Origin of the sequence: Rhodococcus sp. BUPNP1 (assembly GCF_002215235.1) — a bacterium.
Taxonomy (GTDB): Bacteria; Actinomycetota; Actinomycetes; order Mycobacteriales; family Mycobacteriaceae; genus Rhodococcus.
Genome location: NZ_NERM01000001.1, coordinates 242,575 through 258,545, shown reverse-complemented (window position 1 = coordinate 258,545; position 15,971 = coordinate 242,575). Strand labels below are relative to the sequence as shown.

The 15,971-nt window shown below is 69.0% G+C and carries 15 protein-coding genes; 6 read left to right on the top strand and 9 right to left on the bottom strand.

Going from position 1 to position 15,971, the window contains the following annotated elements; all coding sequences use genetic code 11:
• Positions 1 to 6 precede the first annotated feature (6 nt).
• From B9C99_RS01145 to B9C99_RS01135, 3 genes are read left to right on the top strand one after another with little or no spacing between them, the layout of a single operon-like run.
• A complete protein-coding gene (locus tag B9C99_RS01145) occupies positions 7 to 1,569 on the top strand; it encodes an NAD(P)/FAD-dependent oxidoreductase (protein ID WP_088896704.1) in 1,563 nt (520 codons plus the stop codon).
• Positions 1,566 to 2,393: an SDR family oxidoreductase gene (locus tag B9C99_RS01140; protein ID WP_016692009.1), complete on the top strand. Its 828-nt coding sequence runs from the start codon at positions 1,566 to 1,568 to the stop codon at positions 2,391 to 2,393. Before B9C99_RS01145 ends, B9C99_RS01140 begins: the two co-directional genes overlap by 4 nt.
• Positions 2,394 to 2,401: 8 nt before the next feature.
• Complete coding sequence (locus B9C99_RS01135; RefSeq protein ID WP_088896703.1) at positions 2,402 to 3,313, top strand: alpha/beta hydrolase; 912 nt, start codon at positions 2,402 to 2,404, stop codon at positions 3,311 to 3,313.
• Between the two features lie 18 nt (positions 3,314 to 3,331).
• Here the strand turns inward: B9C99_RS01135 and B9C99_RS01130 are convergent, their stop codons facing one another.
• The 4 genes from B9C99_RS01130 to B9C99_RS01115 all read right to left on the bottom strand — a co-directional run bounded on the left by B9C99_RS01130 (position 3,332) and on the right by B9C99_RS01115 (position 7,357).
• Entirely contained in the window at positions 3,332 to 4,288 is a 957-nt protein-coding gene (locus B9C99_RS01130) for a glycine betaine ABC transporter substrate-binding protein (RefSeq protein WP_088896702.1), read from the bottom strand.
• Between the two features lie 132 nt (positions 4,289 to 4,420).
• Positions 4,421 to 5,614 (bottom strand): malic enzyme-like NAD(P)-binding protein, encoded by a 1,194-nt coding sequence (locus tag B9C99_RS01125; protein ID WP_088896701.1) that lies wholly within the window; start codon positions 5,612 to 5,614, stop codon positions 4,421 to 4,423.
• 469 nt (positions 5,615 to 6,083) lie between these two features.
• On the bottom strand, positions 6,084 to 6,506 hold the full coding sequence (locus B9C99_RS01120; RefSeq protein ID WP_016692013.1) for a hypothetical protein: 423 nt from the start codon (positions 6,504 to 6,506) through the stop codon (positions 6,084 to 6,086).
• Positions 6,503 to 7,357 (bottom strand): PHP domain-containing protein, encoded by an 855-nt coding sequence (locus B9C99_RS01115; protein ID WP_088896700.1) that lies wholly within the window; start codon positions 7,355 to 7,357, stop codon positions 6,503 to 6,505. The genes B9C99_RS01120 and B9C99_RS01115 overlap by 4 nt, the downstream gene beginning before the upstream one ends.
• 130 nt (positions 7,358 to 7,487) lie before the next feature.
• Here B9C99_RS01115 and B9C99_RS01110 point away from each other — a divergent pair, with 130 nt between their 5' ends.
• Both B9C99_RS01110 and B9C99_RS01105 read left to right on the top strand, forming a co-directional pair.
• Complete coding sequence (locus B9C99_RS01110) at positions 7,488 to 8,552, top strand: magnesium and cobalt transport protein CorA (protein WP_026061105.1); 1,065 nt, start codon at positions 7,488 to 7,490, stop codon at positions 8,550 to 8,552.
• The gene (locus B9C99_RS01105; protein ID WP_088896699.1) at positions 8,549 to 10,357 is read left to right on the top strand and encodes a hypothetical protein; all 1,809 of its coding nucleotides are present in this window, start codon (positions 8,549 to 8,551) and stop codon (positions 10,355 to 10,357) included. The genes B9C99_RS01110 and B9C99_RS01105 overlap by 4 nt, the downstream gene beginning before the upstream one ends.
• Before the next feature lie 18 nt (positions 10,358 to 10,375).
• Here B9C99_RS01105 and B9C99_RS01100 read toward each other — a convergent pair whose 3' ends face one another.
• Positions 10,376 to 11,485, bottom strand: a complete 1,110-nt coding sequence (locus B9C99_RS01100; RefSeq protein WP_016692017.1) for a winged helix DNA-binding domain-containing protein — start codon at positions 11,483 to 11,485, stop codon at positions 10,376 to 10,378.
• Positions 11,482 to 12,072, bottom strand: coding sequence for a suppressor of fused domain protein (locus B9C99_RS01095; RefSeq protein WP_016692018.1), 591 nt, complete (start codon positions 12,070 to 12,072; stop codon positions 11,482 to 11,484). Before B9C99_RS01095 ends, B9C99_RS01100 begins: the two co-directional genes overlap by 4 nt.
• Positions 12,073 to 12,145: 73 nt before the next feature.
• On the opposite strand from B9C99_RS01095, the gene B9C99_RS01090 reads away from it, so the two are divergent.
• Entirely contained in the window at positions 12,146 to 12,991 is an 846-nt protein-coding gene (locus B9C99_RS01090; RefSeq protein WP_016692019.1) for a chromosome partitioning protein ParB, read from the top strand.
• A 58-nt stretch (positions 12,992 to 13,049) separates the two neighbouring features.
• Here B9C99_RS01090 and B9C99_RS01085 read toward each other — a convergent pair whose 3' ends face one another.
• Genes B9C99_RS01085 through B9C99_RS01075 form a run of 3 tightly spaced genes read right to left on the bottom strand, consistent with a single transcriptional unit; the run spans position 13,050 to position 15,933 of the window.
• Positions 13,050 to 14,216, bottom strand: coding sequence for an ABC transporter ATP-binding protein (locus tag B9C99_RS01085; RefSeq protein ID WP_059383057.1), 1,167 nt, complete (start codon positions 14,214 to 14,216; stop codon positions 13,050 to 13,052).
• 5 nt (positions 14,217 to 14,221) lie between these two features.
• Positions 14,222 to 15,052 (bottom strand): carbohydrate ABC transporter permease, encoded by an 831-nt coding sequence (locus B9C99_RS01080; RefSeq protein WP_006554305.1) that lies wholly within the window; start codon positions 15,050 to 15,052, stop codon positions 14,222 to 14,224.
• Positions 15,052 to 15,933: a carbohydrate ABC transporter permease gene (locus B9C99_RS01075; protein ID WP_088896802.1), complete on the bottom strand. Its 882-nt coding sequence runs from the start codon at positions 15,931 to 15,933 to the stop codon at positions 15,052 to 15,054. Before B9C99_RS01075 ends, B9C99_RS01080 begins: the two co-directional genes overlap by 1 nt.
• Positions 15,934 to 15,971: the final 38 nt, after the last annotated feature.

Here is a 15,971-nt window from a genome sequence, read left to right as displayed (position 1 = left end):
AAGTACATGAGTCTTCCGGTAACAGATACCGTCGCCGACGCGGAGATCCGTCAGGTCGACACGCTGATCATCGGCAGCGGGTTCGCCGGGCTCGGCGCGGCCATCCGACTGTCGCAGGCGGGCAAGGACTTCCTCGTGCTCGAACGCGCCTCCGAGGTGGGCGGCACCTGGCGCGACAACACCTACCCCGGCGCGGCGTGCGACGTGCCGTCGAACCTGTACTCCTACTCCTTCGCCCTCAACCCCGGCTGGACGCGCTCGTTCTCGCCGCAGCCGGAGATCCAGGAGTACATCCGCTCGGTCGCCGACCGGTACGACGTGCGGCGACGCACCGTCTTCGGGTGCGACGTGCAGACGGCCCGCTGGAACACCGCGACGCACCGCTGGGACGTGGCCACCACGCGCGGGAAGTACAGCGCCAAGGTCGTGATCTCCGCGGTCGGCGCACTGTGCGAGCCGTCGCTGCCCGACATCGAGGGCATCTCCGGGTTCGAGGGCGAGATCTTCCACTCGGCACGGTGGAACCACGACGCCGACCTCGCCGGCAAGCGGGTCGCGGTCATCGGCACCGGAGCCTCCGCCATCCAGATCGTGCCGGCCATCGCGGGCACCGTCGGCCGTCTCGACGTGTACCAGCGCACGGCACCGTGGATCCTCCCCCGCTTCGACCGCGAGTACACCGCACCCGAGCGGTTCGCCTTCCGCTACATCCCCGGCTTCCAGCGCCTCTCCCGGGCCCTGCAGTACACCGCCCGCGAGACGCAGGTCGTGGGCCTGGCCAAGGCTCAGGCATTCATGAAGCCGCTCGAACTCGCCGCGCGCATCCAGGTCCGCCGGCAGATCCGCGACAAGGAACTGCGCCGGAAGGTCACGCCGAACTACGGCATCGGCTGCAAGCGGATGCTGATCTCGAACAACTACTACCCCGCACTCGACCGGCCGAACGTCGACCTCGTCACCGACGGCATCGCCCGCGTCACCCCGCGCGGCATCGTCACGAAGGACGGAACCGAACGTGAGGTCGACGCGATCGTCGTCGCGACCGGCTTCCACGTCACCGACTCCCCGACCTTCGCCGGCATCTTCGGCAAGGACGGACGCTCGCTGGCCGAGGTCTTCGACGAGACCGGCATGCAGGGGTACAAGGGCAGCTCGGTCGCCGGCTTCCCCAACCTGTTCTTCCTCGTCGGCCCGAACACCGGACTCGGCCACACCTCGATGGTGTACATGATCGAGTCGCAGCTCGACTACGTCGTCGACGCGATCCGCACGATCGACCGCAACCGCATCGGCACGGTCGAGGTCCGCGCGGACGTGCAGGACGAATACAACCGCGACCTGCAGCGCGCGCTGCGGCCGAGCGTGTGGAACAACGGTGGGTGCGCGAGCTGGTATCTCGACAAGCACGGCAACAACACCACGCTGTGGCCGGGATTCACCTTCGAATTCCGCCGTATCACCCGCAGATTCGACCTCGAGGCGTACCGTAGCGTCGCCGAGTCGGATCTCCCCGTCGCCACCGACCGTCCCGCGCAGGAGCGCACGTCCCGAGAGGCAGCAGTTCGATGAGTGATTTCGCAGGCCGGGTCGTCGTCGTCACGGGCGCGGGTTCCGGGATCGGACGTGCCCTCGTCCTCGCGCTCGCCGCCCACGGTGCCCGCCTGGCGATCTCGGACGTCGACACCACGGGGCTCGAGGAGACCGCGCGTCGCGCACGGGAACTCGGCGCCGAGGTGAAGGCCGACCATCTCGACGTCACCCAGCGCGAGAAGGTCCTCGAATACGCCGAGCAGGTCGCCGCCCACTTCGGTGCGGTCCACCAGGTGTACAACAACGCGGGCATCGCCTATCACGGCGACCTCGAGCGCACCGAGTTCAAGGACATCGAACGCGTGATGGACGTCGACTTCTGGGGAGTCGTCAACGGCACCAAGGCTTTCCTGCCGTATCTCATCGCGTCGGGCGACGGTCACCTGATCAACGTCTCGAGCCTGTTCGGCCTGCTGAGCATCCCGGGCCAGGCAGCGTACAACTCGGCGAAGTTCGCCGTGCGCGGCTTCACCGAGGCGGTGCGGCAGGAGATGCTCGTCGCGCGACATCCCGTACAGGTCACGTGCGTGCATCCAGGGGGCATCAAGACCGCGATCGCGCGCAACGCCGCCGTCCCGGACGGCGACGACCAGGCGACCTTCGCGGAGTTCTTCGACCGCAAGCTCGCACGCACCACCCCCGAGGACGCGGCGAAGACCATCCTCACCGGTGTGCGGAAGAACAAGGCCCGCGTGCTCATCGGCGCCGACGCGAAGCTGCTCGACGCCTTCGTCCGCGTCGCCGGACCGGCCTATCAGCGTGTCGTCGCGACCGTGACCTCCCGGGTCGTGCCGAAGGGATAGGCTGCGGCATGCCTCCGACACCCGAGATGTCACCGCGGGTGGCGCGTACCGCCCTGCGTCCTCTCTTCCGTGCGCTGCTGTCGCCGCGCTGGTCGTTCGCCACGCAGCGCCGGTTGCTCGATCTCGCGGCGCCGTTGCAGTTCCTCCCGAAGGACACCGTGGTGCGCCCGATCCGTCTGGCGGGACGCCCCGCCGAGCGGATCACCGTGGGCGCCACCGAGCGGACCACAGCGATCCTGTATCTGCACGGCGGCGCGTACACCGGCGGGTCGCTCGCCACGCACCGCTCGCTCGCGGCGTATCTCGCGGCCGCGTCCGGGTCGGCCGTGTACGTCCTCGACTACCGGCTCGCTCCCGAGCATCCCTATCCGGCGGCGCTGAACGACGCCGAAGCGGCCTATCTCGAACTCGTCAGCGAGCACGGCTTCGAGGTGCCGGGCACCGCGATCGCCGGCGACTCGGCCGGTGGTGGTCTCGCTGCGGCCACCACGCACCGGCTCATCGATCGCCACGGGATCACCCCGCCCGCGCTCGGTCTGCTGTCGCCGTGGACCGATCCCGGTGTCCGCGACCTGCCCGAGGTGAACGACGTCGTGATCAACACCGGCTGGCTGTACGCCTCGGCCGAGGCATATCTCGGCGGCGGCGATCCCACCGATCCCGGTTACGCGCCCATGCACGCCGATCCCGCGGGTCTGCCGCCGACGCTCATCCAGGTGGGCACCGCGGAGATGTTCTACCCGCAGGTGCGGCAGTACGCCGAGAAGCTCCGGGCGGCGGGCGTCGACGTCACCCTCGTCGAGCAACCCGAACTGTGGCACGTCGCGCCGTTGCAGGCGTCGCTCGTTCCCGAGGCCGCCGCGGCGATCTCCGATTTCGGCGTCTTCCTCCGCGACCGGATGGGCACCCGCGCCGGCTGAGTACCAGCGGGGTGCCGTTCACGCTCCGGCGTGTTCGTCGATCCACTCGCGGGCCACGGTCTCGGGATCGTCTCCCTCGTCGACCCGCGCACGCAGTTCGGTGAGATCGCTCGAGGTGAGCTCACCGGCGATGGTCCGCAGCGCGTCGAGTTGCGCCTCGTCGAGTGCGCCCTTGCGGAAGACCGGGACGACGTTCTGGGCCGGCAGGACCGGTGCGGGGGCGTCGTCGGCCTCCGGATCGTCCTGCGGGTTGCGGTCGGGGGCGTCGGGCACGGTGCTCACGGGCGAGTCCGCGTCGATCTCCGCGAGGGCGGGTGACGTCGTGGTGGTTCCGACGACCGTGTCGGCTTCCGATGCGACGGCAGCGGACTGCGCATCCTCGATCCGCCGCACCTCGCGCGGGCGGCAGTCGGCGCGTTCGAGTGCGGTGAGTCCACCGGCGGATTCGAAGTCCTCGGTCACCGCGAACGTCAGGTCGGCGCAACGGTCGGCGAGGTCGGCCACGCGGCTCACCGACCATTGTGTGAGCCGTTCGCGGTCGGCGAGCAGCACCGCGCGGTCCTGCGCCGAGGCGTAGTCGGAGATCGTCAGTTCGTCGGGCAGTGCCCGCGCCAGCGCCTCGAAGACGTCCTCGGCGTCGGTCGCGTCGGCACCGGGGTCGTAGGACGCGAGCAGCCGTCCCGTGTAGCCGGGGATCAGCGTGAGGTCGGCGGCGTCGAGCGCTGCGGGCGGGTCGGCCACGTCGGAGCGGACCTGCACGTCGATCCCGCTGCCGCGCAGTGCTCCCGCGTACAGCTGCGCGAGCAGTTCCTCGTCGGGCCGCTCCCCCGCTCCGACGATCACCGTCGTCGACGGTGCCGCCTCGTCGAGGACGGGTGACGCGCATCCCTGGAGCACAATCACCGCCGCGCATGCGGTGAGCCCCGTCGCCGCGACCGGCCGGATCCGTCTCGCTTCGTTCGCCACGGCGGTCATTGTCGCCCACCGGTGTGCCACGGTCCGCACGTGCCCGGGCGTCCGGCCCGCCGGGACGCCGAACGCCCCGGTCCGGAACCCTTGTGCGGTTCGGATCGGGGCGTTCGGTGCGATCTCGCCGGGAGCGAATCCCTAGTCGGTGACACCCTCGGCCTTCGCCGCGGCCGCGACGGCCTCGGCGACGGCGGGCGCCACGCGCGGATCGAGCGGGCTCGGGACGATCTTGTCCACGGCCAGTTCGTCACCGACGACCGAGAGGATGGCCTCGGCGGCGGCGAGCTTCATGCCCTCGGTGATGCGGCGGGCACCTGCGTCGAGCGCGCCCTTGAACACACCGGGGAAGGCCAGCACGTTGTTGATCTGGTTCGGGAAGTCGCTGCGACCCGTCGCCACGATCGCGGCGTGCTTGTGGGCGATGTCGGGGTGGATCTCCGGATCCGGGTTCGACATCGCGAAGATGATGGAGTCGTCGGCCATCGTCGCGACGATCTCCTCGGGCACGGTGCCCGACGACACGCCGAGGTAGACGTCGGCGCCGTCGAGCGCCTCGGCGATACCGCCCTTGCGGCCCTCGGGGTTGGTGCGGGAGGCCAGATCGGCCTTGATCTCACCGAGATCGGTGCGGTCGGCGGAGATGATGCCCTTCGAATCGAGCACCACCACGTCGCGCGCACCGGCGGCGAGCAGGATGTTCGTGCACGCCACGCCGGCAGCACCGGCGCCGGAGATCACGATGCGCAGGTCGGCGATGTCGCGACCCTGCACCTTGAGCGCACCCTTGAGGGCGGCCAGGGCGACGATCGCGGTGCCGTGCTGGTCGTCGTGCATGACCGGGCAGTCGAGCGCCTCGATGACGCGCTTCTCGATCTCGAAGCAGCGCGGAGCCGAGATGTCCTCGAGATTGACGGCGCCGAAGGACGGACGCAGCCGGATGAGGGTCTCGACGATCTCGTCGGGATCGGTGGTGTCGAGCACCAACGGGATGGAGTTCAGGCCCGCGAACTTCTTGAACAGCGCGGACTTGCCTTCCATCACCGGAAGCGAGGCGCGTGCGCCGATGTTGCCGAGACCGAGGACCGCGGTGCCGTCGGAGACGACGACGACCAGGCGGTTGGTCCAGGTGTATCGGTCGACGAGGGTCTCGTCGGCGGCGATGGCCCGGCAGACCTGGGCGACACCGGGGGTGTACGCGATGGACAGGTCGCGCTGGTTCTCGAGCGGCGCGGTCAGCTCGACCGACAGCTTGCCGTCGACGTGACTCGAGAAGATCTCCTCGTCCGTCAACTCGAGCTTCTGAGGGGTAGGTGCATCAGACACAATTGACACGATGACACTCCTGCGTGTGCCGAGTCGACCTCTGGACTCGGTTGCTGCGAAAACACCGCATTTCAATGCATTTCACACACGTGTATGCATCGAGATGCAGTGCTTCGCCAAGGACATTGGGTTGAAGCTTCCGGGCGCGATCACGACTGCCGCTGTACAACGCTGTACGGCTTCCGGAACGTGATGGAGCCGGGGCGGGTGGCCCTGGCATCGAGCCCTGGGTGATCTAGCCCTGGGTGGGTCTGCCATCCTTCGTCCGATTCCGGGGTATTCCGGCTTTCGGATTGCCGCAAGTTTGCCACCTTCGCAGACGAACAATCAAATCGGCGTCGATTGCGAAGGTCTCACGGTTTTATCGCCTCACCTGTGAGTTTACGTGCCGTGAACACCGCGCCGCGGGCGCATCGGCCTGAATTTCCGCAGTTACACGAGGGCTACCGGCGGGTAGCCGAGATGGCACTCGGGGCCGTCATCCCCACCACTGGGTGATCATCAGAATCGATGCAGTGAAGATCACCACAAGGCTCGACAGGAGTGCTGCGCCACCCGACCGCCGATCCGCGGTCACCTGGGCGATCACGGCCACCAGCGCGGCGACGAGGTGCGCGGCGACCGAGGTGGTCCCCGGACCGGGGAAACCGCGGTCGCCGGCGAGGTACTGGGCGCCGCACACCACGAGCGTCAGGACCAGCACCGCTCCGCACACCACGCCCGAGAGAGCGCGGAGGACGCGGACCGGCAGACTCGCCCGGCGCGGTGCGGATTCGTACGGATCGGCGTAGTACCCGTCGTCCGGGTAATACGGCTCGGTGTAGTACTCACTGTCGTAGTAGTTTTCGTCGTCCGGCGACCCGTACTCCTCGTCCGGATACCGCGCGCCCCGTCGCCTCATCCCTCGAGCACCTCCACGCCGGTCGCGCGGTCGAGAAGCGCCTCGTACGCCGACGAAGCAGTGGTGAAGCTGCCGAGCCTCACGGTCTTGTTGTCGCCGTGATAGTCGGACGATCCCGTGACGACCACGCCGAGCGACCGCGCGAGGTCGCGCATCGTCCGTACGTCCTGCTCGTTGTGATCGGGATGGTCGGCCTCGACACCACCGAGCCCGAGTTCGGCGAGTTCCTCGATGTGGTCGAGGGCGAGGAGCCGCCCACGCGCACGTGCCCGGGCGTGCGCGACCACCGGCACACCACCCGCGGCCGTCACCATCTTCACGGCGTCGACGAGCGGGGTGTCGGCCTTCGGTACGTAGTAACGGCCGCGCGGCGACAGCAGCTCGGTGAACGCGTCGGCCACCGTGGGCACCACACCGGCGGCAACGAGCGCCCGCGCCAGATGGGGCCGGCCCGCGGCGGGGCCCGCCTCGGCGAGCACCGCATCGATGTCGATCGGCAGACCGTCGTCCGCCATCCGCACACCCATCGCCCGGATCCGCGACACCCGCTCCCCGCGGAGCCGCTCGAGTTCGGCGACGAAGACCGCGTCGTGCGGATCGAACAGATAGGCCAGCAGGTGCACGGCGACCGGAGCTCCGTCCTCCCCGCGTCCCGTGCAGGACATCTCCATCCCCCGGACGAGACGCAGGCCCGCCGGCAGGGCCGCCGCGGCCTCGTCCCATCCCGCGGTCGTGTCGTGGTCGGTCAGGGCCACGACGTCGAGACCTGCCCGGGCAGCGGCACGGACCAGGTCCGCAGGAGCATCGGTGCCGTCCGACGCGGAGGAGTGGGTGTGGAGATCGATACGCACGCCACCAGTCTGTCAGGTCGGCGGGCTAGCATGACTGGAGCTGCCCCGCCCGGTCCCCCGACGGGCGACCGCCGCGTCGCGGGCCTGCGACCGGGCCGCGTCCCAGCGGCATGCCGTGAGGAAGGACAACATGCCGCACCAGCCTTCTCGTGCCGCCCGTCGCGGTCCCACTCCCCCGGTTCCCACCGTCCCCACCGAGCACGCGGTGGTCGACTGCGCGGTCTACGTCGACGGGCACCGCCTGCCCGGCCGCTACACCCACACCGAGGCAGTGGCGGAGGTACGTCGGCGCGGTACGGGATTCGTGTGGCTCGGGCTCCACCATCCCGACGAGGAGCAGATGACGAACGTCTCGCGCACCTTCGGCCTCCACGAGCTGATGGTCGAGGACGCCGTCCACGCCCACCAGCGGCCGAAGCTCGAGCGCTACGACGACGTGCTGTTCCTGGTGCTGCGCACCGTCAGCTACATCGAGCACGAGTCGGTGACGACCACCAAGGACATCGTCGAGACCGGCGAGATCATGTTGTTCACCGGCCCCGACTTCATCGTGAGCGTGCGGCACGGCGACCACTCCGAGCTGTCGCACGTGCGCAAGCGCCTCGAACTCGATCCCGATCGTCTGGCCCGCGGTCCGGCGGCCGTGCTCCACGCGATCGCCGACCATGTGGTCGACTCCTATCTCGCCGTCACCACGGCCGTTCAGCCCGACGTCGACGACATCGAAGAGCTCGTCTTCACACCCGACACGCGGATCGCCGTCGACCAGATCTACATGCTCAAGCGCGAGATCGTGCAGCTGCGCCGTGCCGTCGTTCCGCTCGCCGAACCGCTGCAGCAACTCATCCGGGCGCCGGGTAACCCGATCCCGAAGGACGTCCGGCGGTACTTCCGCGACGTCGCCGACCATCACACGACGGTGTCCGATCGCATCGCCGCCTTCGACGAGACGCTCGGCACGCTGCTCGACGCGGCGATCGCGAAGGTCACCGTGCAGCAGAACACCGACATGCGCAAGATCTCCGCGTGGGTCGCGATCGCCGCCGTGCCGACGATGATCGCCGGGATCTACGGCATGAATTTCGATCGCATGCCCGAACTGCAGTGGGAGTACGGCTATTACGTCGTGCTCTCCGCGATCGTCGCGATCACCGTGGGACTGTTCGTCACCTTCAGGCGCAACAACTGGTTGTGACCACCGAACTCGACCGCCCCTCGACACGCGCTGCGCAGGCGGCGCGATCTCCTCGGCGCCACGTGCTCGCCGTCGCCCTCGCGCTGATCCTGCTGCAGACGATCCTCCGGACCGTGGTGGCCGCGACCGGCGAGTTCTACTGGGACGACCTGATCCTCGTCGGGCGCGCGGGGTCGTATCCACTGCTGTCCGACGTCTTCCTGCGGTACGACCACGACGGTCACCTGATGCCCGCCGCCTTCCTCGTGGCGGGGATCGCCACGGCGATCGCGCCGCTGGAATGGTGGCCGGCGGCGGCCTCGCTCGTGATCGGTCAGCTGCTCGCGTCGCTGGCGGTGTTGCGGGTGCTCTGGTTGCTGCTCGGCCCGCGACGCGCGCTGTGGGGGCCGCTGCTGTTCTATCTCCTCACACCGCTGACACTTCCGGCGTTCGCGTGGTGGGCGGCGGCGCTCAACGCGCTGCCGCTGCAGGCGGCACTGGCCTGGGTGACGGGAGATGCGCTGCAGTACAGCAGGACCGGTCGACGGCGTCATCTCGTGAGCGCCCTCGTCGTCACCGCTGTGGCGCTGGTGTTCTTCGAGAAGTCGGTCCTCGTTCCGTTCGTCGCGTTCGCGACGGTCGCGCTCGCACACCACGTCGACGGACTCGCCCGGCCGATCCGCAGCACGTGGGCGCAGGGCCGCCCGTTGTGGCTCGGTTCGGCAGCCGTGCTGGTCGCGTGGGCGGTCGGTTACGCGACGATCGTCGAATCCCGGTTCGGGATCCCGCCGTGGTCGATGGTGGCCGGGCTGACCCATCACGGCATCTCCTACGGGCTGTTGCCGTCGCTGCTCGGTGGTCCGTGGGAGTGGGAACGGTGGAATCCGAGCCCGCCCTGGGCCGATCCCCCGCTCGTGCTCGTCGTCGTCGCGTGGCTCGCCGTCGCGGGTGCGGCAGTGTGGACGGTGCGCCGGCGGCGACGGACCGGGCCGGTGTGGCTCGCAACGATCGCCTACGTACTCGCCTCCCTCACCGCGATGATCAGCACCCGCTTCGGCCCGGAGACCACTTACGAACTCGCACGCACGCTGCGCTACTTCGCCGACTCCGCGGTGGTCGTCGCGATCGCCGCGGCGCTGATCCTGCGCGCCCCGCGACGGGGCACGACGACCCGTCCGCGTGCCGTGCGTGCGACCGCCTGGATCTGCGCGGCCGTGTTCACCGTCGGCTCGCTGTGGTCGACCGTGACGTTCGCGCGCAGCTGGTCGGACAATCCGACGGGCGACTATCTCGCGGCGGCGAAGGCCGCGCTCACGGCCCGGCCCGACCAACCCGTGCTCGATCATCCGGTGTCGGTGTGGATCCTGCTGCCCGTGACCTACCCGCACAACCTGGTGGGGTCCGTCTTCTCCGCGCTGCCCGGCAGGTCCGACATCCGCGACCACGCGACCGACCTGTGGGTCCTCGACGATCTCGGCCATCGCACCCCCGCCGACCTGCTGCCGCTGCGCTTCGTCCCGCCCGGCCCCGAGCCCGACTGCGGTCATCGCGTCACCACCGGCGCCGTCACGGCCGTGCCGCTCGACTCCCCTGCGGGCGACTGGGAGTGGACCGTGCAGGTGAACTATCGGGCCTCCGCCGACGGCACGATCGACCTCGGTTTCCCCGGCCACGCATCCGTCACGGTTCCCGTCACCGAAGGACTCGGGACGGTGTACGTCCGCGTGTCCGGGGACGGCTCGGCGTTGCAGGCGCGCTCGTCCACTCCCGGCACCACCGTGTGCCTCGGTGCCGGATCGCTCGGGGTCGTCGTGCCGCAGGGATGACGACGGGTCGGGAGCGCCTCAATCGGCGTCGACGAACCGCACGTCGTGCGTGCCGGCCTCCGGCGCCGCGAAGTTCAGCAACCGCAGGCCCTCGGCTTCGAGCGCCGACCGCGCGGACACAGGGATCGTCCGCCACAGCGTCATCTCCACGGCGGCAGCCTTCCGGTCGGTCGTCACGCGGGCGCTACCGGCGACCGTGCCTCCGACGAGCAGCAGGGGCGCGATGATCCCGTTCTCCGCCATGATGCGCTTGCGGTGCTCGTCCGAGACGAACCGGGTGCGGTCGGCGTGCGAGAGGAGCACGTTGTCGAACGGCGCGAGGATCCGTACGGGTGCAGGGGTCGACGGGTCGGGTCGCGGCGCGTCGGGCAGGTCGAACAGTTCCGTTCCGCGTTCGTCCCGGAAGACCACGAGTTGCGGGCGGAGCCGGTCGACGATCTCGGCGAGCCGGGTCAGGCCGCACCAGGTCTGCACGTCCCTGACGCTCGCGGGACCGAAGGCCGCCAGGTACCGCAGGATCAGCCGATCGGGCCCGGGAAGCGCGGGCGATGGACCGACATACTCGTCGAGGTGCGCCAATCGTGGCTGTCCCGATCGTCCCCACAGTCCTCGCGGCGGCACCTGCACGAGCGGGAGCAGGCACCGCACCGCGTGTGCCAGCGCGGCCGGATCCTGGTCGGGGAACCGTTCGGCGAGCAACGGCCGCAGCTCGGCCTGACTCATCGGGGTGCCAGCCAACAGATCCCGGGCGACCGACACGAGCGCCGACCGGTCGAGACCCTCGAGGCCGATGCGGTGGGCCTTGTTCGCGTCTACGCCCCGGTCGAGCACCGGCTGCACCCACGGTCGCAACGCCTGCGCGTCGGCGCCGGAGACCGCGAACACGGTGCCGCGCATCAACGCGATGCGGACGACCGCCCGCGACTCCAGCAGCTCCGACAATGCGTCGGGCCGGAAGTTCCGTATGCGGGTCCACAGCGCGAAATACGGGGCGAGAGGTGCCTGCGCCTGCAACCCGAGCAGATGCTCGATCATCGACAGGGCATCCGTGCTGCTCCGCCGCAGCAGGTGCTGGCGGGCCAGCGTGGCGCGTCCGAGCGCGCGGTCGGTGAGAACCGGGACGGTCACAGACGTGCTTGCGCCCGGCGCGGGTCGCTCAGGTCGATGCCCGCTTCCTCCCACGCCTCGCGCAGCGCCTCGGTTCCCTTCAGCCGCTTCCAGGCCGCCTCGGTACCGGTGATCGGGCGGGCCTCGAAGAAGTGGACCGGGTCGGACGGCTCGGGCAACTCCAGCGACGGCACGTCGGCCGCCTCGAGCAACACCGCGGTGAACGGGGCACCCGGCCACAGCGGCTCCCCGAGATCGAGCAGGGCGTCGTCGGTGAGAACCACGCCCTCCACGGCGGGCAGCGCCGCGAGCACCGCGAGGGTGCGGTGGACGCCGGCGGTGACGCCCTCGTTGTCGCGCAGGCTGAGGACCAGTTCGGCACGCGGCCCGCGCGTCGGGTCGGCCACCATGTCGGTCGGGTCGCCCATCGGGTGCCGGGAACACCCCAGGGTCGCGTACCGCAGGAGTTCGGAGCCGCGGAAACGGAGGACCTCGATCGGTTCGAGACCGAGGAAGGTCACCGACGCCGATTCCGGTTCCGGATCACCCGGCGCGGTCAGGTGCTCGGTGAGGTGGCTACGGACGGTGGCGAGAACTGCGTCGGTCACCCCTGCAATGTAGCCCCCGTCCCGCACATGCGGTTCCCACCCGGACCTGTGCACCGCCCGGTACCGTCGAAGCGTGGCTCGCGACACCGGTTTTCCGGTCTCCGATGCCGGCGACGATTTCGCCCGGCAACGCCGGCGCGCCGAGTACGCCCGGCTGATCGCATGGCTGCGCCGCGAACCGGCCGACATCAACACGGTGCTGCCCTTCGACGACGTCGTCGCGGCCCTCGGGCGTATCGGCGAGCGGCGCCTCGGGTTGCAGATCATCGAGGTCGCCTCGATCGTCGGCAGCGTCGACCGCGCCGACGACTTCGACCGCCGCTTCCGCCCCACCTCGGCGCGTCTGCGTGCACGCTGGGAACGCATCGCGGCCGCGCGGCGTCGCGGCGAGGCCATACCCCCGATCTCGGTGTACCGGGTGGGGCCGATGCACTTCGTGCAGGACGGGCACCACCGCGTGTCGATCGCCTACGCGCAGGGCGACCGCACCATCGACGCCTACGTCACCGAGATCACCACGAAGGTGCCCGCGGAGGGCATCACGGCCCGCCCCGATCTCGTGCGCAAGGACCACTTCCGCATGTTCCTCGGCCGCGTCCCCCTCCATGGCGCGGCGCAGGACGCGATCCGCGTGTCCGACCCGTGGGGGTACGCCGAACTGGCCGAGGCCGTCGAGGCGTGGGGTTTTCGGCTCATGCAGGATCTCGGCGAGTACCTCACCCGTGAGGAGGTCGCGCGTCGCTGGTACGAGGAGGAGTTCGTTCCCGTCGTCGCGATGGCCCGGGAGGCGGGAATGCTGCGCTCACGCACCGACGCCGAGGTCTATCTGTGGATCGCGAGCGAGCGGTATCGACTCGTGCGGCGGCACGTGTGGAGCGAGGAGATCGTCGACGAGCTCCGCAGCCGCGCACCCCGCTGACGACTTCGGTGGATCCGGCCCCGCTTTCCGGGGCCGGATCCACCGAAGTTCGTATTCGTCAGAGGGTGACGTTCGCGCCGGTCTCCTGATCGAACAGCGCGATCTTCGCCGGGTCGAACCACAACTGCACGGTCCCGCCCTTGGTGGCCTGCGATTCCACCGACAACCGCGCGACCAGCGATTCGGCCGACATGTCGGCGCCGGCGTCGGCGGCGAGTTCGTCGAGGTCCTTCGAGTGCACGCCCGGACCCTCGGTCGAGAAGTAGGCGAACTTGTCGGAGCCCATCGACTCGAGCACGTCGACCTCGGCGGAGAAGGTCACGCCCGCCTCCCGCTGGGCCGGGTCGAGCAGGTCGGCGTCCTCGAAGTGCTCCGGACGGATACCGACGACCACCTCGCGCGACGGATTGTTGCGGCGCACGGTCTCCCACCGCTCGTCGGGCAACCGGAACTCACCGAACGAGGTGCGGATCGAACCGTTCTCGATCTGTCCCGGAACGAAGTTCATCGACGGCGACCCGATGAATCCGGCGACGAACAGGTTCTGCGGATGGTCGTACAGTTCCTGCGGCGCCCCGACCTGCTGCACGAGCCCGCCGCGCATCACGACGACGCGGTCGCCGAGCGTCATCGCCTCGGTCTGGTCGTGGGTGACGTACACCGTCGTGGTCCCGAGACGCTTCTGCAGTCGCGCGATCTCGGTGCGCATCTGCACGCGCAGCTTGGCGTCGAGGTTCGACAGTGGCTCGTCCATGAGGAACGCCTTGGGGCTGCGCACGATCGCCCGCCCCATGGCCACGCGCTGCCGCTGACCACCCGACAGGTTGGCGGGCTTGCGGTCGAGATGCTGTGTGAGATCGAGGATCCGGGCCGCTTCGTCGACCTTGCGGCCGATCTCGTCCTTGGGCACCTTCGCGAGGGTGAGCGGGAACGCGATGTTGTCGCGCACCGACATGTGCGGATACAGCGCGTAGGACTGGAAGACCATCGCGATGTCGCGGTCCTTCGGCGCCCGCTCGTTGACCCGCTCCCCCGCGATACGCAGTTCGCCGTCGGAGATGTCCTCGAGACCGGCGATCATGTTGAGCGTCGTGGACTTTCCACACCCGGACGGGCCGACGAGGATGATGAACTCGCCGTCGGCGATCTCGAGATCCACGTCGCTGACGGCCTTCGCTCCGTCCGGATATTCCTTCGTCACCTTGTCGAGCACGATCTCGGCCACGGTAGTTATCCCTTCACTGCGCCGGAGGTCAGTCCGGCGACGATTCGACGTTGGAAGATCAGGACGAACACGATGATCGGGATCGTGATGACGACGGCGGCCGCCGCGATCGACCCGGTCGGTTCCTCGAACTGCGAGGCACCCGTGAAGTTCGCGATCGCGGCGGGTGCGGTGATAGACCGTTCGGTGGAGGTCAGCGAGATCGCGAACAGCAGGTCGTTCCAGCAGAAGATGAACACCAGGATCGCCGCCGTGATGATGCCGGGAGCGGCGAGCGGGGCCACGACCTTCCGGAACGCCTGACCCGGTGTCGCGCCGTCCATCTTCGCGGCCTTCTCGAGTTCCCACGGGATCTCTTTGAAGAAGGCCGAGAGGGTGTAGATCGCGAGCGGCAGCGAGAAGGTGATGTACGGAAGGATCAGCGCCGCCCACGTGTCGAACAGTCCGAGGCCGCGCATGATCTCGAACAGCGGGCTGACGAGTGAGATCTGGGGGAACATCGCGATGAGCAGCGCCACGCCCACCAGGATCTTCTTACCGGGGAAGTCGAGCCGGGCGATCGCGTAGGCCGCCATCGTCCCGAGGATCACCGCGATGACCGTGGCGATCAGGCCGATGCCGATGGAGTTGATCAGGGCGCTCGTGAACGCGTCGGTGCGGAAGATGCCGCGATAGTTGTCCAGCGTCCACTGCTGCGGAATGAACCGGCCGTCCTGGATGGTGCCGGGCGGCTTGAACGACAGGCTCGCGATCCACAGCACCGGAACGAGTGCGTAGAGCAGGACGATCAGGTTCACCGCCGACCACGACAGGGTCCGTTTCCTGGTCTCGGCCATCATCGGCCCCCTTCGTCCGAACCGGGCGCGGATGCACCGAACAACTTGATGAACACGAACGCGATGATCGCGACGCACAGGAAGATCAGGACGCTGATCGCCGACCCGATGCCGAGGTTGAAGGCCCGGAACAGATTGTCGTAGCCGAGGATCGACACCGACCCGGTGCCGTTGGCACCGCGGGTGAGGACGTAGATGTTGTCGAAGATGCGGAAGGCGTCGAGCGTGCGGAAGAGCAGGGCGACGAGGATCGCCGGTTTCATCAGCGGCACGATGATCCGCACCAGACGCGTCCACGCCCCGGCGCCGTCGACCTGTGCCGCCTTGAGCAGATCGTCGGGGACGAGTGCGAGGCCGGCGAGGAGGAGCAGCGCCATGAACGGCGTGGTCTTCCACACCTCGGCGAGCACGATGATCGCCAGGGATGGGATCTGGTCGGTGAGTGGGGCGCTGCCGTCGGGCAACAGATTCGCGAGATAACCCGTGCCCGGGGTCCACGCGTAGTACCAGCTGTAGGCGGCGGCGACGGTGACGATGCCGTACGGGATCAGCACCACCGTGCGCACGATGCCCTTGCCGACGATCGTGCGGTGCATGACGAGAGCGATCGCCAGACCGAGCACGAACTCGATCGCGACGGAGACCAGGGTGACGAGCGAGGTGACGACGAAGGCCTGCCACCAGAATCCGTCGCTGAGCACCGCGACGTAGTTCGACAGTCCGACGAAGCGGCGCTCGTCGGGGAACCGCAGATCGTAGCGCTGCAGACTGAGCCAGACGGCGTATCCCACCGGATAGGCCGTCACGGCGAGCATCACGATCGCGGCGGGCGCGACGAGCAGCAGACCGAGTCGTCGTTCGGCCTTCTTCCCCTCCGACAGCGCTGCTTTCGTCTTCGTCGACGGTTCCTTCGGGGTCT